This window comes from Streptomyces sp. NPDC048751, from assembly GCF_043198595.1.
Taxonomy (GTDB): domain Bacteria; phylum Actinomycetota; class Actinomycetes; order Streptomycetales; family Streptomycetaceae; genus Streptomyces.
Window position 1 is genome coordinate 350902 of record NZ_JBICUX010000003.1, and the last position, 25856, is coordinate 376757.

Sequence of the window (25856 nt, forward strand, 5' to 3'; positions counted from 1 at the left end):
ATCTGTACCGGGCGAGGGTCCATCTGTCCATACCGACCAGTCGGCATCCAGTTCGGCATCCACGGTAGGACCGGATGGACGTCCTTCGACCGCCGCACCCCCGAAAGCCACCGATTCCCTTCCCTTGTACGGCAGTTCACGGCTGAATACCAGGGTTGCACGCACCACACCTGCACCAGCCATGCCCTGTCACACACGACACCTGGGGAGCAGCAGCATGTGCGAGGACAATCACGGCACGTCCGGCCTCGGAAGGCGCGCGTTGGTCGTGACCGGAGCCGCCGCCGCACTTACGTTGGGAGGCGTGAGCTTCGCTTCCGCGGCAGGCCGGGACCAGGAGACGAGGACCGTACGCGGCACGCTGCCGCCCGGCTCCCCCGACTTCGTGTACGTCCCGGTGGAAGTCCCCGCGGGCGTACGAGAACTGCGGGTCGCCTACGCCTACGACCGCCCGACCGTGCCCGCCGGCACCCCGGGCAACGCCCTCGACATCGGCGTCTTCGACGAGCACGGCACCGAGTTGGGCGGCCGGGGCTTCCGGGGCTGGTCCGGCGGCGCCCGCACGGAGTTCTTCATCCGCGCGGACGAGGCCACGCCGGGCTACGTCCCGGGCCCGGTCCGCAAGGGCACCTGGCACATCGCCCTCGGCCCGTACACGGTCGCCCCGCAGGGCCTGTCGTACGAGATCACGATCACCCTGACCTACGGCGAACCGGGTGAGGCCGTCCACCCGACCTACCCGCCGGAGCGGGCGAAGGGGCGGGGCCGCGCCTGGTACCGGGGTGACTGCCACCTCCACTCCTGGCACTCCGACGGCCGCCGCACCCCCGCGGAGATCGCCGCGCTGGCCCGGGCCGCCGGGCTGGACTTCATCAACAGCTCCGAGCACAACACCCACTCCGCGCACGCCCACTGGGCGGACGTGGCCGGGGACGACCTGCTGGTGATGCTGGGCGAGGAGGTCACGACGAGGAACGGCCACGTGGTGGCGCTGGGCACCGACCCCGGCACTTTCGTCGACTGGCGCTACCGGGCCCGCGACAACCGCTTCGGCCGTTTCGCCCGCCAGATCCGACGCGCGGGCGGCCTGGTGGTCCCCGCCCATCCCCACGCCACCTGCGTCGGCTGCAACTGGAAGTTCGGCTTCGGCGAGGCGGACGCGGTCGAGGTCTGGAACGGGCCCTACACCCCGGACGACGAGGTGGCGTTGGCCGACTGGGACAGCATGCTGGTCGCCTCCGTGCGGGAGGGACGGGAGGGCCGGGACGGCCGGTCCTGGATCCCGGCGATGGGCAACAGCGACGCCCACCGCGATCCGGACCCGGTGGGCTCCCCGCAAACAGTGGTCCTGGCCGACGACCTGACCCGGGAGGCGATTCAGGCCGGCATCCGCGCGGGGCGGTCCTACATCGCCGAGTCCAGCAGGGTCTCGCTGTCCTTCACGGCAAGTGGGGGCCGGGGCGAACACGCGGGGATCGGCGAGCGGCTGCGGGTGGCCCCGGACGCGCCGGTGACCGTATGGCTGGAGGTGACGGGCGCACCCCGGTGCGTGGTCCGCTTCGCGACCGACCAGGGGGTCCTGTTCACCAGCGGCCCGTTGGGGGTGGACGGCTCGGGGGTGGCGGAGTGGCGTACGACGGCTTCTTACGCGGCGTACGTACGGGCTGAGCTGCGGCACGAGGCCGCGGCGGGGCCGGTGCCGGGGGCGTTGGCGGCGTTCACGAACCCGATCTTTTTGGGGCGCGGCGTCGACTGAGCGAAGGGGGCCGGCCCCGCCCCGCCGAGATCACTGACGCGATGGGGCAACGTCGCCTCAATCCACAACCTGTGGATCACGGAAGTAAAAGACGACCGTCACTCCCATGCCCGGGGTGTGCGTGTACACGACGGTGATCGCCTCGGCCGAGTCAGGGGCGAAGGGAGTGGTGTACGTGTACTCCACGGACGGTGGCCGCCAGCCGGGGATCTCGCGGCCCGTCGCGGGGGCGCGGGAGATGGCCGCCAGTGCCTCCCGGACGACCTCCCGCTCCCCCTCCGTCAGATCACCGAACGCCTTCCGGGCGGGCTCGGCCTCCTCCAGCGGGACTTCGGTCACGTGCCGCCGCCTCCGCCTCGGGCGTCCTCCAGGGCTGCCATGATCTCGGGGGAGTTCCTGATCAGGATGCGGTGGCGGTACGCCCTGACCACGGCTGCGGCGCCTTCGAAGTCGTTGGTCGGTGAGGCTCCTATGGCGGCGGCCAGCTCCTCCTCGAAGCGCTCCCGGTCGCCCGGGAAGCCGTAGCGGCTGAGCGCGCTGCGCAGGTCGTCCACGGTACGGATCTCCGGGAGGGGCATCGTTCCCCAGCCGTGCTCGGGCTGTGCGCTCATGGTCCGCTCCTGGTGAAGGGCATGGCTCCGTCTCCCAGTATGGCGCTGACCGGCCCCCGGGGCTTCATCCACACCATCAGCACCCTTCTCCACACCCTGAAGAGGACGGCGCGCCGCCGGAAGGACACCGGCGGCGCCCGAGCGTCTCGGCTACACCGACGCCACGACCTGGCCGGACATGACCTGGGGAGGGTTGGGGAGCAGCTCGGCGAGGTTGTCCCGCACGAAGACCGCGGCCATCCTGATCGATTCCTGGGCCCCCGCCTCGCTTTCGAAGACGCTGGTCGAGACCATGACCCCGTTCCCGGCGTCGACCCAGTAGTAGGCCAGGAGACCGGAGACCTGACGGATGAGCGGCACGAACCCGTCGTTCACGCGCCGCCCCGCCTCGGCCGGATCGGTCACTCCCTCGTATCGTCTGACGGCTGCGTACACGGGCGATCTCCTTACGATTCCGGGACATCTGTGCGCAGACGCCCTACCCCTGCGGCGCGTGCCCCGCTCGCGAGTCGTCCGACGATCACTGGAAAGGGACCAGCGGATGGCCCTGGCGGCTCAGCCCGTGATCCCCTCCAGCTCCGCCACCACCGCCGCATGGTCCGAAGGCCACACCCCGTCCACCGGGCCGTCCCCCGCACGTCGGGCCGACCGCACGCGGCCCGGGCCGCCGGGGTCCGGTCGGCCCACGTGGATGTAGTCGATGCGGGCGGTGGGGTCGCCGCCCGCCGCGACGTAGGGGTTGGTCGTGTCCCAGGTGGCGGAGGGGGCTGAGGGGTCGGCGTAGTCCCAGGCGTCGTAGAGGACCTGGCCGGGGACGGGCGAGGCGGTGCGGTAGCCGCCGAAGAGGCGGATCTCGTCGGAGTCGGGCCAGGCGTTGAAGTCGCCGGTGACGACCGGGGGGAAGGGGGTGTCGCCACAGTGGCGGGCGACGAACTCGGCGAGGACGGTGACCTGGTGGCAGCGTACGGCGGAGGCGTGCGGGGGCGAGGTGAGGTGGGCGGTGAAGAAGGGGACCTCGTGGGTGGGGGCGGCGAGGCGGGCGTAGAGGGCGAGGCGGCCGTCGTCGAGGTCGGGGGGCGCGGGCAGCCGCAGTGCCTCCCGCTCCAGCACGGGCCACCGGCTCAGCACCGCGTTGCCGATGTCGACCGTGGCGTTCCCTATCCGACGCTGCCAGCGCTCGGGTGCGGGTGAGGGCGCCCACGTCCAGTGCAGGCCCAGCTCACCGGCCAGCCACTCCGCGAGGTTCTCGCCGCCGGCGGCCCACACCTCCTGGAGGCCGACCACGTCGGGGCGCAGGTCACGCAGGGTCTCGAGGATCGCCTTCTGGCGTGCCTCCCAGGGACCGAAGCGCCACCACAGGTTCCAGGTCACCACACGCATCCCAGCCACCCGTTCTCGTTCCGCAGCGTGGGGGACCATTGAAGCAACAGTTCGAGAGTGATGTGTGAAGGAGTCGTACGGACGATGTCCCGTCTCGCCGAGGTCAGATACCGCGCCGCCACGACCTTCCAGCGCCGGCTCAACCCCCTGCTGCGCCGCCTCCCCCTCCAGACCGTCCTGGAGACCACGGGCCGCGTCTCCGGGCTGCCCCGTCAGACGCCGGTGGGAGGCCGCCGGGTCGGCGACTCCTTCTGGCTGGTGTCGGAGTTCGGCGACCGGTCCCAGTACGTGCGCAACATCCGCGCGAACCCGAGAGTCCGGGTGCGGATCAGGGGCCGCTGGCACACCGGCACGGCGCACCTCCTCCCCGACGACGACCCGGTGGCCCGCCTGCGCGCCCTGCCCCGCCTCAACAGCACGGCGGTGCGGGCGCTCGGGACTGATTTGCTGACGGTGCGGGTGGATCTGAAGCGCTGATCAGGTCACCTCACCCCGGCCACACGATCGCCTGCACCTCGCTGTACGCGTGCAGTGCGTACGAGCCCACGTCCCGGCCGACCCCGCTCCTCTTGAACCCCCCGAACGGCGCCTCCATGTTGCGGCCGACGGTGTTGATGCCGACGCCGCCGGCGCGCAGCAGGCGGGCGACGCGGAACGCGCGGGCCACGTCGCCGGTCCAGACGTAGTCGATGAGGCCGTAGTCGGAGTCGTTGGCGAGCGCCACACCCTCCTCCTCGTCGTCGAACGGCAACACGGCGACGACGGGGCCGAAGATCTCCTCGCGGACCACCCGCATCTCCGGGGAGCAGTCCGCGAGGAGGGTCGGAGAGACGTAGAACCCGGTGTCGTGCGGCGGGCGTTCGCCTCCCGTCACCACCACCGCGCCCTCCTTGCGGCCCGCTTCCACGTACGACTCCACCCGCTCCCGGTGCCCCGCCGAGATCACCGGACCGACCACCGTGTCCCGCTCCCTCGGGTCGCCCACCTTCAAACGGCGGGCGTAGGCCGCCAGTTGCTCCACGAGCCGGTCGTACACGCCCCGCTGGGCCAGTACCCGGGTCGGTGCCGTGCAGATCTGGCCGCTGTAGAAGGAGAACGTCGTGCCGATCCCGGCGACCGCCGAGGCGATGTCCGCGTCGTCGAAGACGAGCGCCGCGCCCTTCCCGCCGAGCTCCATCAGCTGGCGTTTCATGCCACGCCCGCACACCTCGGCGATGCGCTGTCCCACGGCCGTGGAGCCGGTGAAGCTGACCATGTCGACGTCCGGGGAGTCCACGGCCGCCTCGCCCACCTCGACCGAGCGGCCGGAGACCACGTTCACCACACCCGCCGGCGCGCCCGCCGCCTCCAGCGCCTCCGCCATGCGGTAGACGGACAGGGGATCCTGCGGCGCCGGTTTCACGACCACCGTGTTGCCCATCGCCAGCGCCGGCGCGATCTTGCCCGCCGGGTTGGCCCACGGGTTGTTGTACGAGGTGATGCAGGTGACCACGCCCACGGGCTGCCGTACCGCCAGCGCGCCCATCACGCCGGCCTTCCCCATGGGCCCGGCCTCGTTGATCTGCGGCGGGATCGCCCACTCTGCGGGCTCCACGCGCGCGTACCGCCGGAACCGCGCGGCACCGACACCGACCTGCATGCCCCGTGCGGTCCCGGTCGTCGCGCCGGTCTCCGCCTGGGCCAGCTCGGCGTACGGCACCAGCCGCTCGCGTACGACATCCGCGGCCCGCGCCAGCACCGCCGCCCGCTCCTCGGGGGGCGTGCGCGACCACGGCCCGAAGGCCTCGCGGGCCGCGGCGCAGGCAGCGTGCACCTGCTCCCGCGAGGCCTCCGGCGCCCACCCGACGGTTTCCTCGGTCGCCGGGTCGGGGACGGCGTAGTGCCCGCCGTCCGGCTCGACCCACTCACCGCCGACGAACAGCCGCTGCCCGTCGCTCACTTGGTGTTCACCGTCTCGGTGTCCCGTCCGGACCGCAGCACCCGCCCCGGTACGGCACCGGTCACCGTGTCGTCCCGGAGCGCCTCGACCCCGTTGACCCACACGGCCCGTACGCCGATCGCCTTGGAGTCCAGCCGCGGACTGTCACCCGGCAGGTCGTGCACCAGGGTGGCCTTGCCCGCGTCGATCCGCTCCGGGTCGAAGAGGACCAGGTCCGCATGCCAGCCCTCCCGCACCCGGCCCCGCTCCCGCAGCCCGAACAACCGCGCCGGGTCGTCCGTCAGCATCCGCACCGCCTGCTCCAGCCCGACCAGCTTCCGGCCCCGCAGACAGTCCCCGAGGAAGCGCGTGGTGTACGGGGCTCCGCACATGCGGTCCAGATGGGCCCCGGCGTCGGAGCCGCCCAACATCACGTCCTCGTGCTGCCAGGTCTCGGCGCGCAGCGCCCAGGACGCGGGGTCGTTGTCCGTCGGCATCGGCCAGAGCACGGTCCTCAGCTCGTCCGCCGCGCAGATCTCCACCAGACAGTGGAAGGGGTCCAGCCCCCGCTCCTTCGCGATGTCCCGCACCACCCGCCCGGTCAGCCCGGCGTTCGCCTCGCTGTACGTGTCGCCGATGACGTACCGCCCGAAGTCGGTGAGCCGCCGGAACACTCCCGCCTCCTTGGAGTCGGCCCGCCGCAGCATCTCGGCCCGCACCTCCGGGTCGCGCAGCCGCTCGATCCGCTCCGGCACCGGCAGCCCGAGGACCGGCCCCCACCCGGGGATCAGGTTCAGCGCGCAGAAGGTCCCCAGCGACATGTTCATCGGCGTGAGGATCGGCATGGTCAGCGCGACCACCCTGCCCCCCGCCTTCCGTGCCCGCTCACTGGCCACCAACTGCCGGGGCACCCGCTCCGGTACGGCCGCGTCGATGGTCAGCACGTTCCAGTTCAGGGGCCGTCCGGCCACCGCGCTCAGCTCCACGAACAGATCGATCTCCGCGTCGCTGAACTGGTCCAGACAGCCGGCGACGATCGCCTCGATCTGCGTCCCCTCGTGCTCACCGACGGCCCGCGCCATCGCCAGCAACTCCTCGGGCCCGGCGTGCCGGGACGCGACCGGCTGCCCGTCCCCGTCCGAGTGACTGCTCGACTGGGTGGTGGAGAACCCCCAGGCCCCGGCGTCCATGGCCTCGTGCAGCAGCCTTACGATCTCCGCCAACTGCTCCTCGGTCGGCTGCCCGCCGATCGCCTCCGGTCCCATGACGTACCGCCGCAGCGCGCAGTGGCCGACCATGAAGCCCGCGTTGACGGCGATCCGCCCTTCGAGGGCGTCCAGATACTCCCCGAACGAACTCCAACTCCAGGGCGCCCCCTCCTCCAACGCCACCAGCGACATCCCTTCCACCTTGGACATCATCCGGCGGGTGTAGTCGGCGTCCTCGGGGCGTGCGGGGTTCAGGGGCGCGAGCGTGAACCCACAGTTGCCTGCGGCGACGGTCGTCACTCCGTGGTTGAGGGAGGGCGTGGCGTACGGGTCCCAGAAGAGCTGGGCGTCGTAGTGGGTGTGGGGGTCGACGAAGCCGGGGGCGAGGACGAGTCCGGAGGCGTCCTCGGTGGTGCGGGCTTCCTCGGTGACGGTACCGATGACGGCGATACGGCCGTCCCGGATACCGACGTCGGCGACGTACGCGGGCGCACCCGTCCCATCCACCACGGTCGCGCCCGAGATGACGTGATCAAGCACGGGGCTCACCTCCATGAACTCCGAGGGGGCTGTCCTACCTAGGGGCGCGGGGAACTGCGCGACAAGCCACAGACACCCCGCACCCGCCGACGGCGATCACACGGCAGTCCGGAACCGCGTGGTCCGGTGAACAGGATCCGCATCGATCTTCGGAATCACGTGCTCCCCGATCAACCGAATCGTCTGCAACGTCTCCTCCTTCGGCACCCCCACCGGCAACCCGAAGCTCAACTGATCCGCCCCCGCCTGCTCCCACCGCTTGCACTGCCTGAGCACCTCGTCCGGGTCACCGCAGATCAGCAACTCCTCCTCGATCAGCAGCTCCACGAACTCCGGCGTGTACTCCGGCAGCGTCTCCGGCCACACCGGGAACCCCTCGGGACGGGGGAACGTGTCGTGGTACCGGAACACCAGCGAGGGCAGATAGTGCAGCCCGCCCTCGACGGCGATCCGGATCGCCTCGTCGTGCGTCGGCGCGCAGATCGCCGTCGTCGTCACCATGACGTTGTCGTTGACGAAGTCCCCGATCGGCTCGGCGTTCACCACCGCCGTCTTGTACTGCTCCAGCACCCACTCCATGTCGGCGACCTTCTGCACGCTGAAGCCGAGCACCCCGAGCCCCTTCTTCGCAGCCATCGCGTACGACGGCGGCGACCCGGCGGCGTACCACATCGCCGGGTGGGACTTGCCGTACGGCTTGGGCAGGACCTTCCTCGGCGGGAGCTGCCAGTGCTTGCCCTGGAAGCCGGCGTACTCGTCCTGGAGCCACATCTTGGGGAACTCGGCGATGGTCTCTTCCCAGATCTCCTTGGTGTGGTTCATGTCGGTGATGCCGGGGAGGAAGCCCAGGATCTCGTGCGAGCCCGCGCCCCGGCCGGAGCCGAACTCGAAGCGGTTCTGGCTGAGATGGTCGAGCATGGCCACCTTCTCCGCGACTTTCACGGGGTGGTTGACCTGGGCGAGGGGGTTGAAGATCCCCGACCCGAGATGGATCCGCTCCGTCGCGTGTGCCAGGTACCCCAGGAAGACGTCGTTCGCGGAGAGGTGGGAGTACTCCTCCAGGAAGTGGTGCTCGGACGCCCAGGCGTACTTGAAGCCGGAGCGGTCCGCCTGGATGACGTACTCGGTCTCCTCCATCAGCGCCTTGTGCTCGGCGAGCGGGTCGGTCTCGGCGCGCTTGCCGACGTATCCCTGTACAAAGAGCCCGAATTCCAAGGAGGTTCACCGTCCCCAGTTGTTTCTGACGAGACGTCAGATTGGCTTGCCGCCGACTGTGGCACCGGGCCCGTGGACCGTCAATAGCTGACTGGCCGTCAGATGGTGCGGATCCCCGGATGACGCGGATCCTCAGACGATGCTGACCCCGGCCAGCCAGCCTCCGTCGATCACGAACGGCTGGCCGGTGATGTAGGAGGAGTCGCCGGAGGTGAGGAAGAGCGCGAGCCGGGCCACCTCCTCCGGCCTGCCGATCCGGCCCAGCGGGACCAGCTTGCGGTACAGCTCGTCGAGGGCCCGGGAGGTCTCCTCGCGGTCGGCGGACGGGTCGAGGAGCGCCGGGTTGGACATGGCGGTGTCGATGGCGCCGGGGCACACGGCGTTGACCCTGATGCGGCGGGGTGCCAGTTCCAGCGCGGCGACCCGGGTGAGCCCGAGGACGGCGTGCTTGGTGGCCGCGTACGCGCCCACGGCCGCCATCCCCGTCACTCCGGTGTAGGACGCGGTGTTGACGATCGTGCCGCCGTCCTCCAACTCGGGCGCGACGGTCCTGACGCCGAGAAAGCAACCGACCTGATTGACCCGCACGACCTGCATGAACTCGTCGAGGGGCGTGTCGACGAGGGCGTTGAAGCGCAGGATGCCGGCGTTGTTGACGAGCCCGTCGACGTGACCGTACGCGTCCTTGGCGGCGGTGACGGCGGAGCGCCAGTCGCCCTCCTCCCCCACGTCGAGGTGGACGTACAGCGCACCCAGTTCCTTGGCGAGGGTCTCGCCCTGTTCGTCGAGGACGTCGGCGACGACGACCCTCGCGCCCTCCGCCGCGAACAGGCGGGCCTCCTGCTCCCCCTGCCCGCGCGCGGCCCCGGTGACGATCACGACACGGCCGTCCAGCTTGCCCATGCGAGCCCCCTTCACGTCGGTGGGCTCAGCATCGTACCGCCGTATCTGACGATACGTCAGATGGCGGGCCGCCGAAGAAGATCGATTGCACAAGCACACAGCAAGTGACTGACAGGTAGGGACATTTGACTCTGTCCACGCCCCGCGCCGGCCCCCAATAATCCTTCACGTTCAGGTAAAGCGATCCCCAAGGACGGAGTTCCGCGTGGCCAGGAGAAAACTGAGGAACAGGAAAGTCAGGTACGTCGCGATCGGCGCGGCGCTGGCGACCGGCGGAGCCGTCATCACTCTGCTGCCGTCGGCGAACGCGGCCGACGAGAAGACACCGGAACAGATCATGACGATGTGCGAGCGGTCCGCGGTCGTCAACGGCAAGCAGCGCTCGGTGCGTGACTTCAACGGCGCTTTCGCGGACGGGTTCCAGGCCGACAACTGCGATTTCGTCGAGACGAAGTTCGAGACCTTCGACGGCCCCACCGAGAAGGCGTCGATCGACTTCCCGAACTGCGAGCCGAACGCCACCGACCCGGCGAAGGTGTCCGTCACCTGGTCGGCCACCGCGGCTCAGGGAGAGGGCAAGTACAGCGTGACCCAGCAGGGCGGCGGCGGGGGGCTCTTCGGGTTCCTGAGCGGGTCCTGGGTCAAACACAAGGGAACGCTGGACATGACCGTGAAGTCGGCGACCGCCGGCGCCACGGAACAGCGGGAGGTACCGGTCGGCAAGGTGCTCCACATGGAGTTCACGCCGAAGATGCAGCGCATGACCGGCGAATGGCGGGTGCGGATCGACGCCCGTGCGGCGACGACCGTCACCAACGCCACCCCCGAGCAGAACTTCGTGGCGCCGGACGTCGTCGAGGGGCCCGTGGTCCTGCCGGGCGCGGCAGGCGCGCCCGGCGTCGTGGACGGCACGTCCAAGGCGGTCCTGGCGGACTGCTGACCCACTGATCACCCCCCCCCACCAGCACTCTCCCTCCACCAGCACTTTCCCCCAGGAGACCCTCATGACCCGCGCCGACCGCCCGAGAAGCCACCGCAGCAGGAAGAAGCGCATCACCCTCGCCCTGGCCCCCGTCGCGGCACTCGCCGTGGCCATCCCCCTGATGAATTCGGCCGGTGCCGCCACTCCCTCCGAGGTGACCTCCGACTGCGCCGCGGACTCCGACAAACTGGAGAACTGCGAGTTCGTCGACGTCCAGTTCAAGGCGAACAGCCTCGGGCCCAATCAGCGTGTTTCCCCCGTGACCCAGAACTGTGGCACGACGACCGGGGCGACGAGCACCTTCAACGTGAGCACCTCCGTCACCAGAACCATCCAGCTGGAGGACGGATTCACGGCCGGCGCCGACACCAAGCTGGGGAACTCGTTCTTCGAGATCGGCCTGAAGTTCAGCACCTCGGAAATCAACATCACACGCGACGACAAGACGACCGGTCTGGCGTTCAGCCGCTCCGACACCGTACAGCCGGACAGCATCGGCTTCTTCATGTGGTCCGCCAAACGCACCGACGTGAGCGGATTCCTGAAGGCCACGTACAAGGAGGCCCAGGACGGCCAGAAGGTGTTCTTCGCGCCGAGCGAGGGCGGGAAGACCGTCCATGTCTTCTATCCGCAGATCCTGAAGAACGGAACTCCGGACGGACGCCTCTGGCTGCGCAACGTGAAGTGCGGAACCCCCGAGGCCAACGGAATTCTGAACTCGGCGAACAGCCTGCGGGCGGAACCGGGATTCGGTGAGGGCGGCGACAACGTCACCGACGTGGAGATCCCGTCGGCGGAGATACCGGCGCCGTAGGTTCTCACATGCGAAGCACGGGCGTGGCGGGCGTGGCTCCCAGCCACCGCAGGACCGCGTCCGTGCTGCCCCGGGCGTCCAGCTTGGCGTAGATGTTGCTGAGGTTGTTGCGGACGGTCTTCTCGCTCAGCCGTAACCGCAGGCTGATCTCCTGCGCGCCCAGGCCGGTCGACAGCAGCTCCATGATCTGGCGTTCGCGCGGCGAGAGCAGCGCGCGCAGCCGTTCGAGGGCGTCGCCGGCCGTGGGCATGCGCCGGGCCCTCTCGCGCAGCGCGACGCAGGCGGTCGGGGAGAGGTAGGTGTGCCCGACAGTGGCCGCCATCACGGCCGAGGACAGCATGTGGGTGCAGTAGTCGCCCTCGACCAGGTAGCCCGCGCCGCCCCGGAACACCTCGACCACCGCCTCGGTGTCCTGGCGCGGGCTGACCACGATCACCGGGACACCGCGGTCGCCCAGCGCCTTCAGCAGCTCCGGGAGGGACTTGGACGGCTCCGCGCAGTACAGGAGGACGACGTCGACGAGATCGCCGGCCTCGGGGAAGCGGAACGGCGGGGTCAGATGCTCGGCCCGGCCCACGTACCGGTCGTCGGGGGCGGGCCAGTCGTCGTGCGGCCAGGCGCCGTCGGCGCAGGCGAGGGCAACGGAGAGTCGCTGGGAGGATCGCACTGTACGTGTCCTTCCGCCGGAACCATCACGTCCGTACGTTCGTACATACGCGGCTCGGCGTGGACATGTTCAAAGCTTCAAGAGAAATCGGCTCGGCTGTCAGACAGGTGAGTCAGTCCGGTGGTTACTGGAGCAGCGGGGCCACCTCCGCACCGAACTCGCCCATCTGATCAGTCAGTTCGGTACGGTCCCGGCTGCGGAACCGCACCTGGATCTGGTCCACCCCCATCGCCCGGTAGGCCCGCAGGGACTCGGCGAGCGCCTCCGGCGGGCCCGTGAGCGTGCGGCGGCCCACGTCCCAGGCGGGTGTGCCGACGTACAGGGGCTCGGCGATGGCGCCGATGGTCAGGGGTGCCTCGATGCCGGCCTCGGCGCGCAGCCGTCGGAGCGTGCCGATCTGTGCGGGCAGCCGCTCCCGCGGGTCGCCCTGCGGCAGCCAGCCGTCCCCCTTCAGCGCGGCCCTGCGGACGGCGGCGGGTGAGGAGCCGCCGACCCAGACGGGGACGTACGGCTGGGCGGGCCGGGGGCGCTGGCCGAGGTCGGCGAAGTCGTACCGCTTCCCGTGGTGTTCGGGGAACTCGTCCGGCCCGAGGGCCGCCCGCAGGGCGTCCAGGCACTCGTCGAGGACCGCCCCGCGACGCCGGAACTCCACCTCCAACACCTCGAACTCCTCCCGTACGTGCCCCGCCCCCACCCCGAGGATCAGGCGCCCGCCGCTGAGGTGGTCGAGGGTGGCGTACTGCTTGGCGGTGACCAGGGGGTGGCGCAGGCCGACCACCGCGACATGGGCGAGCAGGCGGACGCGTTCGGTCACGGCCGCGAGGTGGGCGAGGGTGGCGACGGGGTCGTACCAGACCGTGCTCATCGCGGGCGCGAGGCGGCGCGGGATCGCTACGTGGTCGCAGCAGGCGACGTAGGCGAAGCCGGCCCGGTCGGCGGCACGGGCGACGGCCACGAGGTCGTCGGGTCCTGCGCCGGCCTCCCAGGGTTCGGCGTAGATCGTGGACTGGGACTGGACGGGGAGCTGGAGGCCGTACGCGAGGCTCATCGCGGGCTCCACAGGCCTTCCGGGGTGAGCCCCAGCAGGTCGATCGCGTTGCCCCGGACGATCCGCTCCACGACATCGGCGGGCAGGTGGCCCATCTGGGCCTCGCCGACCTCGCGCGACTTGGGCCAGGTGGAGTCGGAGTGGGGGTAGTCGGTCTCGTAGAGGACGTTCCCGACGCCGATGGAGTCGAGGTTCCTGAGCCCGAAGGCGTCGTCGAAGAAGCAGCCGTAGACGTGCTCGGCGAAGAGTTCGGACGGCGGCCGGTGCACCTTGTCGGCGACGCCGCCCCAGGCCCGGTTCTCCTCCCAGACGACGTCGGCGCGCTCCAGGATGTACGGGATCCAGCCGATCTGGCCCTCCGCGTACATGACCTTCAGGCCGGGGAAGCGTTCGAACTTGCCGCTCATCAGCCAGTCGACCATCGAGAAGCAGCAGTTGGCGAAGGTGATGGTGGAGCCGACGGCGGGCGGGGCGTCGGCGGAGGTGGAGGGCATCCGGCTGCTGGAGCCGATGTGCATGGCGATGACGGTGCCGGTCTCGGCGCAGGCGGCGAGGAAGGGGTCCCAGGCGTCGGTGTGGACGGAGGGGAGGCCCAGGTGCGGCGGTATCTCGGAGAAGGCGACGGCGCGCACCCCCCGTTCGGCGTTGCGGCGGACCTCCTGGGCCGCCAGCTCGGCGTCCCAGAGGGGGATGAGGGTGAGGGGGATCAGGCGCCCTCGGGCGTCCGGGCCGCACCACTCCTCCACCATCCAGTCGTTGTAGGCCCGGACGCACAGCAGGCCCAGTTCGTGGTCCTCGGCCTCGGTGAAGGTCTGGCCGCAGAAGCGGGGGAAGGTCGGGAAGCACAGGGCCGACTGGACGTGGTTGACGTCCATGTCGGCGAGGCGCTGCGGGACGTCGTACGAACCCGGGCGCATCTGCTCGTAGGTGATGACCTCCAGGCGGATCTCGTCCCGGTCGTAGCCGACGGCGGTGTCGAGGCGGGTCAGCGGGCGGTGCAGGTCCTCGTAGACCCACCAGTCGCCGACCGGCCCGTCATCGCCGGGGCGGCCCATGACGGGCTTGAAGCGGCCGCCGAGGAAGGTCATCTCCTTCAGCGGGGCGCGGACGATCCGGGGCCCGATGTCCCGGTACTTCTTCGGGAGGCGGTCCTGCCAGACGTCCGGGGGCTCTACGGTGTGGTCGTCCACGGAGATGATTTGCGGAAGGGTGAGGGAGTCGGTCTGCGGAAGGGTGAGGGAGTCGGTCTCCGGAAGCGTGTCAGTGGTACGCGTGGGCTCGGTCTCCATGAGGCTCACAGTAGCGCCAATCTGACGGTCCGTCAGGAAGCGGGTACCGTTCGACTCTGTGCGGAAGTGTGCGCGGAGTGTGTGAGGGGCTTGTGATGTCCTGTGCGTCCGGCCGTGTCCCGCCTGTGATCGGCGTCTCGCCCGGCTGACGCGTCCGCCAAGGACAGGGCAAACTGACGTAGTGGTTGAGGATGCCTAGGGGGACCCCGATGGACGACGGTGTACCGCGCGTGCCCGAGCAGAGGCGGCCCGGCTCCTCCGAGGAGTCGGCGGCCCTGCGCTTCAGCCTGCTCGGCCCGGTGCGCGCCTGGCGCGGCGAGCAGTCGCTGGCGTCCGGTTCCCCCCAGCAACGCGCTCTGCTCGCCGCCCTGTTGCTGCGCGAGGGCCGTACGGCGACCGCGGGCGAGCTGATCGACGCGCTGTGGGGCGAGGACCCGCCGTCCCAGGCACTGGCCGCGCTGCGCACGTACGCCTCCCGGCTGCGCAAGGTGCTCGACCCGGGCGTCCTGGCGAGCGAGTCCGGCGGCTACGCGGTGCGCGGCCTCGGGGAAGGCGCCCTGGACCTGGCGGTGGCGCAGGAGCTGGCGACGGAGGCGGAGAAGGCGCGCGGGGCCGGGGACCTGTCCCATGCGCGGAGCGTGCTGAACCGGGCGCTGGACCTGTGGGACGGCGAGGCGCTGGCCGGCGTCCCCGGCCCGTACGCCGAGACACAACGGGTCCGCCTGGAGGAATGGCGGCTCCAACTGCTCGAAACCCGCCTGGACATGGACCTGGAGCAGGGCTGCCACGCGGAGGCGGTCTCGGAGCTCACCGCGCTGACGGCGGCCCATCCGCTGCGGGAGCGGCTGCGGGAACTGCTGATGCTGGCCCTGTACCGCTCGGGCCGCCAGGCCGAGGCGCTCGCCGTCTACGCCGACACGCGCCGGCTGCTCGCCGACGAACTGGGCGTGGATCCCCGTCCCGGGCTACGCGAGTTGCAGCAGCGCATCCTCCAGGCGGACCCGGCCCTCGCCGAGCCGTCGGCACCGGTCGCCGAGCCGGCCGTCGTCCCGGTGCGCCCCGCACAACTGCCCGCGACTGTCCCCGACTTCACCGGGCGCTCGTCCTGCGTCGCGGAGCTGGGCGAGGTGCTGGCGTCGGCGGACGGCCGCGTGATGGCGGTGTCGGCGCTGGCGGGCATCGGAGGCGTCGGCAAGACGACCCTGGCCGTGCACGTCGCCCACCAGGCGCGGGGCGCCTTCCCGGACGGGCAGTTGTACGTCGACCTCCAGGGCGCCGGACAGCGGGCGGCGGAACCGGAGACCGTCCTCGGGTCCTTCCTGCGCGCCCTCGGTACGGCGGACTCGGCGATCCCCGACTCCCTGGAGGAGCGCGCCGCACTGTACCGCTCGGTACTGGACGGCCGGCGGGTGCTGGTGCTGCTGGACAACGCCCGTGACGCCGCCCAGGTACGCCCGCTCCTGCCCGGCACGGAGGGCTGCGCGGCCCTGGTGACCTCCCGGGTGCGGATGGTGGACCTCGCCGGTGCCCACCTCGTCGACCTGGACGTCATGTCCCCCGACGAGGCGCTGTCCCTCTTCACGAAGATCGTCGGGGAGGAGCGGGTCCGGTCCGAGCGGGAGGCCGCCCTGGACGTGGTGGCGGCCTGCGGCTTCCTCCCCCTCGCCATCCGCATCGCCGCCTCCCGCCTCGCCGCCCGCCGCACCTGGACGGTGTCGGTCCTCGCGGCGAAGCTCGCGGACGAACGCCGGCGACTGGACGAACTCCAGGCGGGCGACCTGGCGGTGAAGGCGACGTTCGAGCTGGGCTACGGGCAGTTGGAGCCCGCCCAGGCCCGCGCCTTCCGCCTGCTGGGGCTGGCCGACGGCCCGGACATCTCGCTGGCGGCGGCAGCGGCCGTACTCGATCTGCCGGTGGAGGACACCGAGGATCTGATGGAGTCCCTGGTCGACACGTCCCTGCTGGAGTCGGCGGCGCCGGGTCGCTACCGCTTCCACGACCTGGTGCGACTCTACGCGCGTGCGTGCGCGGAGCGGGACGAGTGGCCGCCCGGCGAACGTGCGGCGGCGCTCTCCAGACTGCTGGACTTCTACCTGGCCACAGCGGCCGGGGTGTACGCCATCGAGCGCCCCGGCGACCGTCTGGTGGACCACCTGGCCCCGACCGAGTACCCGGGGATCGTCTTCCCCGACCGCCGGGCGGCCCGCGACTGGCTCTACACGGAGGCCAACTGCCTGCTGTCGCTGGCCCGGCAGTGCGCCGCCGGCCCGGACACCCTCCCCCGGGCCATCGACCTGCTGTGGGCCGCGCTCGACCTGTCCGAGTCGGGGGCCAACTCACGGGAGTACGAGGCGACGGCGCGGGCGCTGCTCAAGCGGGCGGACGCGCCGCGGGTCGAGGCACGGGCCCTCATGACCCTGGCCCACGCCCACCTCGACGGCGGGCGCTTCGACATGGCCGACCAGGAGGCGGAGCGGGTGATCCACCTCGCCCACGAGGCCGACGACCTGCTGGCCGCCTGCTGGGCCGGCAACGCCCGGGGGGTCATCGCCATCTACCAGGGCCGCGCGGCGGACGGCGAGGAACACCTCTCCCAGGCGATCGAGGACTTCCGCGCCCTGGGCGATCGACCGGGCGAGGCCGCCATTCTGTGCAACCTCTCCCGCATCCACCTCGCCACCGGCCGCACCCAGAGCGCCGTCGCCCTCGCCGAGCAGGGCAGGGAGATCTACGACGCCATGGGCAACTCCATGCGGGGCGCCAACGGCCGCTACGCACTGGGCATGGCACTCACCCAGAGCGGCCGGCTCGACGCCGCCTCCGACCGCCTCCACGAGGCACTCGACGTCTTCCGCGACAGCCGCCAGCGCCTGTGGGAGGGCATGACCCTCTTCCGCCTGGCCGAGGTCGACATCGCCGGCCAGCAGTACGCCCAGGCCGCCGCCAACGCCGAGATGGCTCTGACGGTGCTGCGGGGCATCGGCGGGGAGTGGCGACGCGGCAACGTCCTCACCGTCCTCGGCCACGCGCTGACCGGTGTGGGGCACACGGGACGGGCGCGGGTCTGCTGGGAGGAAGCGATGCGGATCTACGAGGAGCTGGGGTCGCCGGAGGCGGAGGAGCTGCGGGGGCTGCTGACTCCCGTGCGGGCGGCCTGAGGGGTTCTCGCAAGGACCCCTGAGGGGTTCTCGCAAGGACCCCTGAGGGTCCTGAGCGCCGGTCGGCGGCCCGGGGGGATCCGGCGTTCATCATTCGTTTATCGCCGCCCACCATGCTCAGGGGCAGTCGATCCGTCGTGTCGGGGGGCAAACGAGTCGACGCAGTGGCCGCGCACCGGCGAACTAGGGTTGAGCGGCCGGCGGCCCGTCCGGACACTCACGGGGGAGTGCACGGACGGGCCGCCACCGAGTCACGGACGAACACGCCAAGTGGGGAGCGAACGAACATGAGCGACGAGCCGGTCGTCAAGCCGCAGGGAGACATCCACGCCACGTCGGAGCCTCTCAGGGCCGCCAAGACCGCGGACGCCGAGGTGACTCCTCAGGGGGACATCCACGCCACGGACGAGCCCGCCGAGGCCAAGGCCGAGGCGCGGATCGAGACGAAGGGCGACATCCACGCGACGTCGGAGCCCTGGAAGCCTACGAAGTAGGCCCGTACCGGGGGGATATGGCACGCGGGCAACGCGGGAGCGCCCCTGGAGCGGCTCGGGGGAGCTGCTTCGGGGGGAGCACCCCAGGGGGATCGGCCGCGGCGGCGCGGGCACGGAGGGGAGCCGCCGCGGCCGCGGCGTGTCCAAGAGTTAACGGCCCGTTAGGTCGTCCGAGGAGTAAAGGCACACCGGATCCGGCGAACCTCTTGTCATGAACCTGTTGCCCGAGCGGGCAGCAGCCTCATGGAGGTGTGGGATGCACCGCAGACTCGCCACCGCTCTTGCCGCCTCGACCCTGGCCCTCGGCACCCTCGTCGCCACCGCGACGGCCGCCGAGGCCGCTCCCGCCGACAAGCCCCAGGTCCTCGCGAACTGGAGCCAGCCCAGCGCGTCCAGCTACAACCTCTGGGCGGCGGCCCGCGCCAACCAGTCCGCCTGGTCGGCGTACGCCTTCAACTGGTCCACCGACTACTGCTCCTCCTCACCGGACAACCCCTTCGGCTTCCCCTTCGCCCTCTCCTGCGCCCGCCACGACTTCGGCTACCGCAACTACAAGGCCCAGGGCACCTTCAGCGCCAACAAGTCCCGCCTCGACAGCGCCTTCTACGAGGACCTCAAACGCGTCTGCGCCGCCTACACCGGCTCGACCCGGACCGCCTGCACCAGCACCGCCTGGACGTACTACCAGGCGGTACGCGCCTTCGGCTGAGCGTGAGCGTCATCGGGGGACGCCGGTTGCCCCGGCGTCCCCCGATCCACCTCGGCCAACTCGCACCACACGGTCTTGCCGGCCCCGCCCCGCTCGACGCCCCACCGCAGGGCCACCGCGTCAAGGAGCGCGAGACCACGCCCGGCTTCGTCCTCGCCCGTGGCGTGCCGAAGGACGGGGAGAGCCCGCGCATCCGGGTCGGCGACCTCCACGCGGATCCGACCGGCACCGTCCTCACGGAACACCCGCACACGGGCCGGGGTCCCCTCTCCGACGTGCCGGATGACGTTCGCGACCAGCTCCGTGACACAGAGCTCCACATCCGAACGGGGCGGCGCCAGCCGTCGGCGCAGGGCACCACGCAGAACCGGTACGGCCTCAGGGACGGCGAGGAGATCGAGGTCGAGCAGTGTCGTACGACCACTTCCCCGCAGCACGTCCGTGAGCCTGCGTGCGGTCGCGGTGTTGCAGTTGCCGAGGGCGATGAGGCCCGCCGGCGGTAGGTAGGTGCCCGCGAAGGTCGGCAGGTCGGCGCGGAGTGAGGGGAGGGTGATGTCGTGGACGGCGAGGGCGGCGCGGAGGTCGCCCACGCAGCGGTCGACGTCGTCGATGGTGGGAGCCGCTTGGGGGATGTGCATGAGGGGCGCCTTCCGTGTCCGCATGTGCGTTGCGTGATGAATCGGTCACAGAATGGCGTGAGACCCCGTACCGTAGAAGGGATTCCGACTGCGCAAGAGCAACTGGCAAACGGCGGTGATGAGTCGTGCCCGCACGCAAGGACCCCGACGCATCGGCGAACGTCCCTTCCTTCTACGGCGCCGAGTTGCGCTATCGGAGAGAGCTGGCCGGGCTGACCTTGGAGCAGCTGGCGGCGGGCAGCTACCGCGGCGTCCCGTTCCTCAGCCAGATCGAGCGGGGAGAGCGGCGCATGCCTCTGGATCTGGCCCAGCACGTCGACAAGGTGCTGGAGACCGACGGCTTTTTCGAGCGCCGCTGTGAAGACGCCCGCCGGGCACGGCAGTCGGGGCATGCGGAGTACTTCGCGGATGTGGCGGAGATGGAGCGGGATGCGGAGAGTATTGAGGAGTGGGCGCCGACGCTCGTTCCTGGTCTGTTGCAGACGGAGCTGTACGCCAGGCGGGTCGTGCACGTGTCGCTGCCGTGGCTGAGGCCCGAGACCGTCGAGAGGCAGGTGCGCGCGAGGATGGACCGCGCGGACATCTGGGAGCGGGACGACCGCCCCGCGTTCTGGGCGATCCTGCACGAGTCGCTGATCCGTAGGCCGCTCCTGCCGCCCGAGCCGATGGCGGACCAACTCGAACACATCATGCAGGTGGTCACCTCGGCACAGGGCGTTCTGCAAGTCCTCCCGGAAACCGCGGCGGCCCATCCGCTCATGATGGGCATGATCAAGGTCATGGGCTTCCCCGACGCACCGCCCGTGGTGTACACGGAGGGTCTCCACAGTGGCCAGCTCATCGACTTTCCGGCCCTCGTGAAGGACTACCGGAGGTCGTACGATCTGCTCAGGGCCGCGGCGCTTTCGCCTGAGGCGTCCCTGGCCATGGTCGAGCAGGCAGCAGAGGACTACCGAGATGGCAAGCAGCGAGCTTGACTTGAGCTCAGCCACATGGCACAAGAGCAGCTACAGCAACGGCAGCGGCGGCGACTGTCTGGAAGTCGCCGACAGCCACCCCGGCGACATCGTCCCCGTCCGCGACTCCAAGCGGGCCCAGGACGGCCCCGTACTCCTCTTCCCGACTCCGGCCTGGACGGCCTTCCTCACCTCCGTGAAGGGCGCCTGACCGGTTATCCACAGGGCCCCACGCGCTTCGTGAACTCTGCGATCTTGGCGGGGTGGCGAAGCGGAAGGCACTGCGAGAGTTGGCCGAAGGTGGCGTGCTGCTCAATGCGCGGGCCCTTGATGCCGGCTGGCCCCGGCGAAGCCTCGCGCGGGCTCTGCGTACGGAGGGGTGGAGTCGGCTTCAGGCCGGTGCCTGGGCCGAACCGGGGTTGGCCCCCTGCCTCTTCACACGGCTCCGAGCGGTACAGCTTCTTCAGCCCCGGCTCGTTGTGAGCCACCGTTCCGCCGCAGAGCTCTGGCTGATCGAGACGCTCGGTTGCGCCGCCGAAGCGCCCTTGGAGTTTACCGACCCCGCGCGCTCCTCGCGCCTTGAGCGCGGGGGCGTACGAGTGCACCGGATTCCCGTCGCATCGCATGATGTGACGCATCGGCAGGGCCTGCGGGTGACGGGCGTGGTGCGGACTGTCGCCGACCTGCTCCGCAGGGAAGCACGGGACGGCGCGCTTGTCGTGCTGGAATCGGCGCTCACCTACCGCCGGGTCGGACAGGTCCGACGGACACCGCTCACCAGGCTCGATACGGTCACCGCCGCACTCGCGCCCTCCCTCCCGGGGACGGCGAGGGCGCGTCGGTGGCTCCAGTTGTGTGACCCACGCGCTGGATCACCGGCCGAAACCATCGCCCGTCTGCGGATGTACGACGCCGGGCTCCGACCCGAGAGCCAGGTCGCGCTGATCACCCCGGACGGCCGCCGAGTCGTCCTCGACTTCCTCTTCCGGAGAGAAGGGCTGGCCGTCGAGATCGAGGGCTACGCCTACCACGGCACCCGCGAGGCGCACCGGCGAGACATCGCCCGCTTCAACCAAGTGCTCCAGTGCCCAGAGGTGCGCAACCTGTTGCGCTACAGCGCGGAGGACGTGATGTATAACCCCGCTCAGATGATTCACGAGATCCGCGCCGCCTTGAAAGCCGGGTGAGCTGCGGCTCCTCGGCGCTTCCCACTCCCGTCGGGGCCGCCCGCTTCTTTGCCAGTGTCGCGCTTCCACGGCCCGCCTCAAGGGCGCTCCGCGTCGCCTCCGGCGATGGCCCTGCGGGCCACCCTTGACCCGGCCCGCTCCAGCACGGGTCGGAAGCGAGCGAGCGGCCCGGAAACGCGGGTGACCGAGGCAAGTCGGCGGCTCGGGCCTGCTGCGTTGCGGCCGGAGTTCGCGGGCGCGGGCGCGCCTCGCATGGACGCCGGGTCGGCACGGCGGCAAACCGGGAATGGGGCGGGCGCGCCGGGCGGGTGGGGGGCGAGGCGGGGCAGCGGCCTCGGGGGGTGGGGTAGGTGAGGTTCGGCCGGTGGAGAGGTGGGCGCTTTTCCGGTCGGCGCCGGTGAGGGGTGGATGTGGGCCAGTTGGGAGCGTGCTCGCCCACTTGGTGCGGATCGGCCCCTGGCACAGGTCCGCCAGGGGCGCCTGCCCGCCCCACGACGAGGCCGGGCTCAGGTGAGGGTCTCCGCTGTGGTCTTCAGGTCGTGGAGCCACGCCTCCAGGCCCGCGCCGAGGGCTGTCGTGGCCGTCGGGACGTCCGCTTCGACCTGGGCGCCGGTCCAGGTTTCCTCGGTGTGGACGCGGACGCCGGTCCTGGTCTCGGTGAAGGTCCACAGGTGGACACCCTCGTCGATGCGGAGGCCTTCGCCGGTCGCCGGGCCGCTTCACAGGATGCAGGGCCGGCGCTTGTCGAGTTGGCGCACGGTCGAGGTGACGTCCAGGGTTGTCGCCGGGGTCGAGGGGGTGGCGGGGGCCGGGGTCGTCCAGCGGAACGCTGAGCCCTTGCGGAGGGGGCCGGGGTCGAGGCGTTCGGCGGTGAGGACGGGGGGCTGCCAGGTCGGCCAGCGTTCCACGTCGGTCTGGAGCTTCCAGATGGTGCTGAGAGGGGCGTCGATCACGATGTCGGAGGCGTAGCGGATGTGGGCAGCGGGGTCCGTGCCTTCGCCGCGGCACCGGGTGTGCGGGGTGGGTGCGGCCTGGGCGGGCGGGGCGGTGAGGCCGAGGACGCCGGCCACGGCGATCGAGAGCGTCAGGGCGGCGGTGCGTGCGCTGGGCACGGGGTTCTCCTCGTTGTGGGCGACAGGGTGGTGAGGGGGCGCTGCGGTTGACTACGGCCGGCTCTACGGGTGCAGTACGACCTTTCCGGCGACCGTGCCGGACTCGGCCAGGCGTACCGCCTCGGCGACACGGGTGAGGGGGAGTTGGGCGGCGATCCGGGGGGTCAGGTCGCCGCGCTGGAGGGCCGTGAAGACCTGGGTGAGGTCGGCGGTGAGGCGGGAGCGGAAGCGGCTCCTGGACAGGGCTCGGCCGGCCCAGACGTTGAAGAAGTAGGCGTGGCGGCGGTTGGGGAGGGTGTTCCAGAGCCATACGCGGGCGAGCAACTTGAGGACGGGCCACTGCTTGGAGCCCTCGGCGTCGCGGGTGGAGGCGCTGCCGTAGGAGACGAGGGTGCCGCCGGGGGCGAGGAGGTGCCAGGAGTCGGTGATGCCGCTGCCGCCCACGTGGTCGAAGACCGCGTCCACGCCGGCGGGGGCCAGGTCGCGGATGCGGGCGGCCAGGTCGGCGGCGCGGTAGTCGACGGGCGTGACGCCCTGGGCCCGTAGTGCCTCGTGGTGGCGGGTCGATGCCGTGCCGATCACCTTCACGCCCGCGGCGCGGGCGAGCTGGACCAGGACCGAGCCGACCCCGCCGTTGGCGCCGTGGACGACGATCGTCTGCCCGGCGCGTACGCGGGCCTTGCGGTGCAGCATCTGCCAGGCCGTGATGCCGTTCACCACCAGGGTCTCCGCCTCAGCCGCGCCGATTCCCTCGGGGACCGGCACCGCGTCCGCCGCGTCGACCAGGACGTGGCTCGCCCAGCCGCCGACCTTCAGCAACGCGGCCACCCGGGTGCCGGCCAGGCCCGGGTCGACGCCCTCGCCGGTCGCCTCCACGGTGCCCACCAGGTCGTAGCCCGGCACGAAGGGGAACGGCGGCTGGTCGTAGTAGCGGCCTCGGCGCATCTGCTGTTCGGCGAAGGAGACCCCCGTCGCCTCCATGCGGACCAGGACCTGGCCGGGGCCCGGAGTGGGCACCGATCCGTGCCGGATCCGGAGACCTTCCGGGTCCACCATGCCCGGCAGGACCACCTCGACGAGTCCGTTCATGACTGCCTCCACGATCTGAGTGAGTTACTTGCTCTTTCGTTCGTTAGAAGTTGTAACTCAACGCCGCTGTGAGAGTCAATAGGGTTCGCGATACCCTCTAACCATGACTGAGACCGGCACCCAGAACCCCCGCGAGCGCTACCGCACCCAGGTGCGCGCCGAGATCAAGGAACGCGCGTGGGAGCAGATCGCCTCCGCGGGTGCGTCCGCGCTCTCCCTCAACGCGATCGCCAAGCAGATGGGTATGAGCGGGCCCGCGCTGTACCGGTACTTCGCCGGGCGGGACGAGCTGATCACCGAGCTGATCAGGGACGCGTACCGCAGCCTCGCCGACACCTTCCGCGCGGCCGGCGAGGCCGGCGCCGACCTGGCCGGGCTGGCACACGCCCTGCGGGGGTGGGCCCTGGAGGATCCGCAGCGGTACTTCCTGATCTACGGCACGCCCGTTCCGGGCTATCACGCGCCCGAGGACACCGTCGGGATCGCTTCCGAGATCATGGCGACCCTGCTCGACGCCTGCGACGCCAGGGACGACGTGGCCCTGCGGTTCTGGACCCGGCTGCACGGGGTGCTGTCACTGGAGCTCGCGGGGCACTTCACCGGGATGGACTTCGACCCCGCGTCGCTCTTCAGCGAGGAAGCGGAAGGCCTGCTGACACATCCGTGAGCTGAACCCTTTGCATGATCATGCGCGATTATGCATAATCTTCCTATGTCCAAGGTCCTCACCTCCCTCCCCGCCGGCGAGCGCGTCGGCATCGCCTTCTCCGGCGGTCTCGACACCTCGGTCGCGGTCGCGTGGATGCGTGACAAGGGCGCCATCCCCTGCACCTACACCGCCGACATCGGCCAGTACGACGAGCCCGACATCGCCTCGGTGCCCGGCCGCGCGCAGACCTACGGTGCCGAGATCGCGCGCCTGGTCGACTGCCGGGCCGCGCTGGTCGAGGAGGGCCTGGCCGCGCTGACCTGCGGGGCGTTCCACATCCGTTCGGGCGGGCGTGCCTACTTCAACACCACGCCCCTCGGCCGCGCCGTCACCGGCACGCTCCTGGTGCGGGCGATGCTCGAGGACGACGTACAGATCTGGGGCGACGGCTCGACGTTCAAGGGCAACGACATCGAGCGGTTCTACCGATACGGCCTGCTCGCCAACCCGCACCTGCGGATCTACAAGCCCTGGCTGGACGCGGACTTCGTGACCGAGCTCGGCGGCCGCAAGGAGATGTCGGAGTGGCTGGTCGCCCACGGCCTGCCCTACCGGGACTCGGCCGAGAAGGCCTACTCCACCGACGCCAACATCTGGGGCGCCACCCACGAGGCGAAGACCCTGGAGCACCTGGACACCGGTGTGGAGACCGTGGAGCCCATCATGGGCGTGCGGTTCTGGGACCCCGCGGTCGAGATCGCCACCGAGGACGTCACCATCGGCTTCGACCAGGGCCGGCCGGTCACCGTCAACGGCAAGGAGTTCGCCTCCCCCGTCGATCTGGTGATGGAGGCCAACGCCATCGGCGGCCGGCACGGGCTCGGCATGTCCGACCAGATCGAGAACCGGATCATCGAGGCCAAGAGCCGCGGCATCTACGAGGCCCCCGGCATGGCCCTGCTGCACGCGGCCTACGAGCGTCTCGTCAACGCGATCCACAACGAGGACACCCTCGCCCAGTACCACACCGAGGGACGGCGCCTGGGCCGGCTGATGTACGAGGGCCGCTGGCTGGACCCGCAGGCCCTGATGATCCGCGAGTCGCTCCAGCGCTGGGTCGGCTCGGCCGTCACCGGTGAGGTCACCCTACGGCTGCGGCGCGGCGAGGACTACTCGATCCTCGACACCACGGGCCCGGCGTTCAGCTACCACCCGGACAAGCTGTCGATGGAGCGCACCGAGGACTCCGCGTTCGGTCCCGTGGACCGGATCGGCCAGCTCACCATGCGCAACCTGGACATCGCCGACTCCCGCGCCAAGCTGGAGCAGTACGCCGGCCTCGGCCTCATCGGCACCGGCAGCCCCGCCATCGGTGCCGCCCAGGCCGCCGCGACCGGCCTCATCGGCAGCATGCCCGAGGGCGGCGCCGAGGCCATCGCCTCCCGCGGCGAGGTCTCCGGCGAGGACGCGCTGCTGGACCGCGCGGCCATGGAGTCGGGCAACGACTGACCCACTGCGGTGCGCCAGAGGGGC

Annotated in this window: 25 protein-coding genes and 1 pseudogene; 12 read left to right on the top strand and 14 right to left on the bottom strand. The window is 70.9% G+C overall.

The window, feature by feature from the left end; all coding sequences use genetic code 11:
• The first annotated feature begins 217 nt into the window (after positions 1–217).
• Complete coding sequence (locus ACGFNV_RS13260; RefSeq protein ID WP_393621991.1) at positions 218–1756, top strand: CehA/McbA family metallohydrolase; 1539 nt, start codon at positions 218–220, stop codon at positions 1754–1756.
• A gap of 57 nt (positions 1757–1813) precedes the next feature.
• Here the strand turns inward: ACGFNV_RS13260 and ACGFNV_RS13265 are convergent, their stop codons facing one another.
• From ACGFNV_RS13265 to ACGFNV_RS13280, 4 genes are all read right to left on the bottom strand, one after another.
• Positions 1814–2095, bottom strand: coding sequence for a hypothetical protein (locus tag ACGFNV_RS13265; RefSeq protein ID WP_393621993.1), 282 nt, complete (start codon positions 2093–2095; stop codon positions 1814–1816).
• On the bottom strand, positions 2092–2367 hold the full coding sequence (locus ACGFNV_RS13270; RefSeq protein ID WP_393621994.1) for a hypothetical protein: 276 nt from the start codon (positions 2365–2367) through the stop codon (positions 2092–2094). Before ACGFNV_RS13270 ends, ACGFNV_RS13265 begins: the two co-directional genes overlap by 4 nt.
• A 150-nt stretch (positions 2368–2517) precedes the next feature.
• Positions 2518–2802, bottom strand: a complete 285-nt coding sequence (locus tag ACGFNV_RS13275; protein ID WP_393621996.1) for a hypothetical protein — start codon at positions 2800–2802, stop codon at positions 2518–2520.
• Positions 2803–2922: 120 nt separating this feature from the next.
• Positions 2923–3747, bottom strand: coding sequence for an endonuclease/exonuclease/phosphatase family protein (locus ACGFNV_RS13280; RefSeq protein WP_393621997.1), 825 nt, complete (start codon positions 3745–3747; stop codon positions 2923–2925).
• A gap of 84 nt (positions 3748–3831) precedes the next feature.
• Here ACGFNV_RS13280 and ACGFNV_RS13285 point away from each other — a divergent pair, with 84 nt between their 5' ends.
• Positions 3832–4224, top strand: a complete 393-nt coding sequence (locus ACGFNV_RS13285) for a nitroreductase/quinone reductase family protein (RefSeq protein WP_393621999.1) — start codon at positions 3832–3834, stop codon at positions 4222–4224.
• A gap of 10 nt (positions 4225–4234) precedes the next feature.
• Here ACGFNV_RS13285 and ACGFNV_RS13290 read toward each other — a convergent pair whose 3' ends face one another.
• The 4 genes from ACGFNV_RS13290 to ACGFNV_RS13305 form a co-directional block, all read right to left on the bottom strand.
• Complete coding sequence (locus ACGFNV_RS13290; protein WP_393622001.1) at positions 4235–5686, bottom strand: aldehyde dehydrogenase family protein; 1452 nt, start codon at positions 5684–5686, stop codon at positions 4235–4237.
• On the bottom strand, positions 5683–7413 hold the full coding sequence (locus tag ACGFNV_RS13295) for an amidohydrolase family protein (protein ID WP_393622003.1): 1731 nt from the start codon (positions 7411–7413) through the stop codon (positions 5683–5685). The genes ACGFNV_RS13290 and ACGFNV_RS13295 overlap by 4 nt, the downstream gene beginning before the upstream one ends.
• 96 nt (positions 7414–7509) lie before the next feature.
• Positions 7510–8628 (bottom strand): LLM class flavin-dependent oxidoreductase, encoded by a 1119-nt coding sequence (locus ACGFNV_RS13300; protein ID WP_393622004.1) that lies wholly within the window; start codon positions 8626–8628, stop codon positions 7510–7512.
• Positions 8629–8760: 132 nt separating this feature from the next.
• Complete coding sequence (locus ACGFNV_RS13305) at positions 8761–9531, bottom strand: SDR family NAD(P)-dependent oxidoreductase (RefSeq protein WP_393622005.1); 771 nt, start codon at positions 9529–9531, stop codon at positions 8761–8763.
• 205 nt (positions 9532–9736) lie between these two features.
• Here ACGFNV_RS13305 and ACGFNV_RS13310 point away from each other — a divergent pair, with 205 nt between their 5' ends.
• Entirely contained in the window at positions 9737–10471 is a 735-nt protein-coding gene (locus ACGFNV_RS13310) for a hypothetical protein (protein WP_393622007.1), read from the top strand.
• A 64-nt stretch (positions 10472–10535) separates the two neighbouring features.
• A complete protein-coding gene (locus tag ACGFNV_RS13315) occupies positions 10536–11327 on the top strand; it encodes a hypothetical protein (protein ID WP_393622008.1) in 792 nt (263 codons plus the stop codon).
• 4 nt (positions 11328–11331) lie between these two features.
• On the opposite strand, the gene ACGFNV_RS13320 is transcribed toward ACGFNV_RS13315, so the two are convergent.
• From ACGFNV_RS13320 to ACGFNV_RS13330, 3 genes are all read right to left on the bottom strand, one after another.
• The gene (locus ACGFNV_RS13320) at positions 11332–11994 is read right to left on the bottom strand and encodes a response regulator transcription factor (protein ID WP_393622010.1); all 663 of its coding nucleotides are present in this window, start codon (positions 11992–11994) and stop codon (positions 11332–11334) included.
• 124 nt (positions 11995–12118) lie between these two features.
• Positions 12119–13042 (bottom strand): TIGR03619 family F420-dependent LLM class oxidoreductase, encoded by a 924-nt coding sequence (locus tag ACGFNV_RS13325; protein ID WP_393622011.1) that lies wholly within the window; start codon positions 13040–13042, stop codon positions 12119–12121.
• Positions 13039–14331 (bottom strand): amidohydrolase family protein, encoded by a 1293-nt coding sequence (locus tag ACGFNV_RS13330; protein WP_393622013.1) that lies wholly within the window; start codon positions 14329–14331, stop codon positions 13039–13041. Before ACGFNV_RS13330 ends, ACGFNV_RS13325 begins: the two co-directional genes overlap by 4 nt.
• Before the next feature lie 209 nt (positions 14332–14540).
• On the opposite strand from ACGFNV_RS13330, the gene ACGFNV_RS13335 reads away from it, so the two are divergent.
• The 3 genes from ACGFNV_RS13335 (at position 14541) to ACGFNV_RS13345 (ending at position 18692) form a co-directional block, all read left to right on the top strand.
• Positions 14541–17489, top strand: coding sequence for a BTAD domain-containing putative transcriptional regulator (locus ACGFNV_RS13335; RefSeq protein WP_393622014.1), 2949 nt, complete (start codon positions 14541–14543; stop codon positions 17487–17489).
• Positions 17490–17776: 287 nt separating this feature from the next.
• Positions 17777–17983: a hypothetical protein gene (locus tag ACGFNV_RS13340; protein ID WP_393622015.1), complete on the top strand. Its 207-nt coding sequence runs from the start codon at positions 17777–17779 to the stop codon at positions 17981–17983.
• A 256-nt stretch (positions 17984–18239) separates the two neighbouring features.
• Positions 18240–18692, top strand: coding sequence for a phospholipase (locus tag ACGFNV_RS13345; RefSeq protein ID WP_393622016.1), 453 nt, complete (start codon positions 18240–18242; stop codon positions 18690–18692).
• On the opposite strand, the gene ACGFNV_RS13350 is transcribed toward ACGFNV_RS13345, so the two are convergent.
• On the bottom strand, positions 18665–19330 hold the full coding sequence (locus ACGFNV_RS13350) for an ATP-binding protein (protein ID WP_393622018.1): 666 nt from the start codon (positions 19328–19330) through the stop codon (positions 18665–18667). The genes ACGFNV_RS13345 and ACGFNV_RS13350 overlap by 28 nt on opposite strands.
• 125 nt (positions 19331–19455) lie before the next feature.
• Here ACGFNV_RS13350 and ACGFNV_RS13355 point away from each other — a divergent pair, with 125 nt between their 5' ends.
• The 3 genes from ACGFNV_RS13355 to ACGFNV_RS13365 all read left to right on the top strand — a co-directional run bounded on the left by ACGFNV_RS13355 (position 19456) and on the right by ACGFNV_RS13365 (position 21473).
• A complete protein-coding gene (locus ACGFNV_RS13355; RefSeq protein WP_393622020.1) occupies positions 19456–20307 on the top strand; it encodes a helix-turn-helix domain-containing protein in 852 nt (283 codons plus the stop codon).
• Complete coding sequence (locus ACGFNV_RS13360; protein WP_393622021.1) at positions 20288–20497, top strand: DUF397 domain-containing protein; 210 nt, start codon at positions 20288–20290, stop codon at positions 20495–20497. The genes ACGFNV_RS13355 and ACGFNV_RS13360 overlap by 20 nt, the downstream gene beginning before the upstream one ends.
• 418 nt (positions 20498–20915) lie before the next feature.
• Positions 20916–21473 carry a hypothetical protein gene (locus ACGFNV_RS13365; protein ID WP_393622023.1) on the top strand — a complete coding sequence of 186 codons (558 nt, stop codon included), beginning with the start codon at positions 20916–20918 and terminating at the stop codon, positions 21471–21473.
• Between the two features lie 506 nt (positions 21474–21979).
• Here the strand turns inward: ACGFNV_RS13365 and ACGFNV_RS13370 are convergent.
• Positions 21980–22585 (bottom strand): annotated as a pseudogene (locus ACGFNV_RS13370) (SRPBCC family protein).
• A 63-nt stretch (positions 22586–22648) separates the two neighbouring features.
• A complete protein-coding gene (locus tag ACGFNV_RS13375; RefSeq protein ID WP_393622024.1) occupies positions 22649–23674 on the bottom strand; it encodes a medium chain dehydrogenase/reductase family protein in 1026 nt (341 codons plus the stop codon).
• Positions 23675–23777: 103 nt separating this feature from the next.
• Between ACGFNV_RS13375 and ACGFNV_RS13380 the strand changes: the two genes are divergently transcribed.
• Positions 23778–24341, top strand: a complete 564-nt coding sequence (locus tag ACGFNV_RS13380; RefSeq protein ID WP_393622026.1) for a TetR/AcrR family transcriptional regulator — start codon at positions 23778–23780, stop codon at positions 24339–24341.
• A gap of 45 nt (positions 24342–24386) precedes the next feature.
• Positions 24387–25832 (top strand): argininosuccinate synthase, encoded by a 1446-nt coding sequence (argG, locus tag ACGFNV_RS13385; RefSeq protein ID WP_393622027.1) that lies wholly within the window; start codon positions 24387–24389, stop codon positions 25830–25832.
• Positions 25833–25856 lie beyond the last annotated feature (24 nt).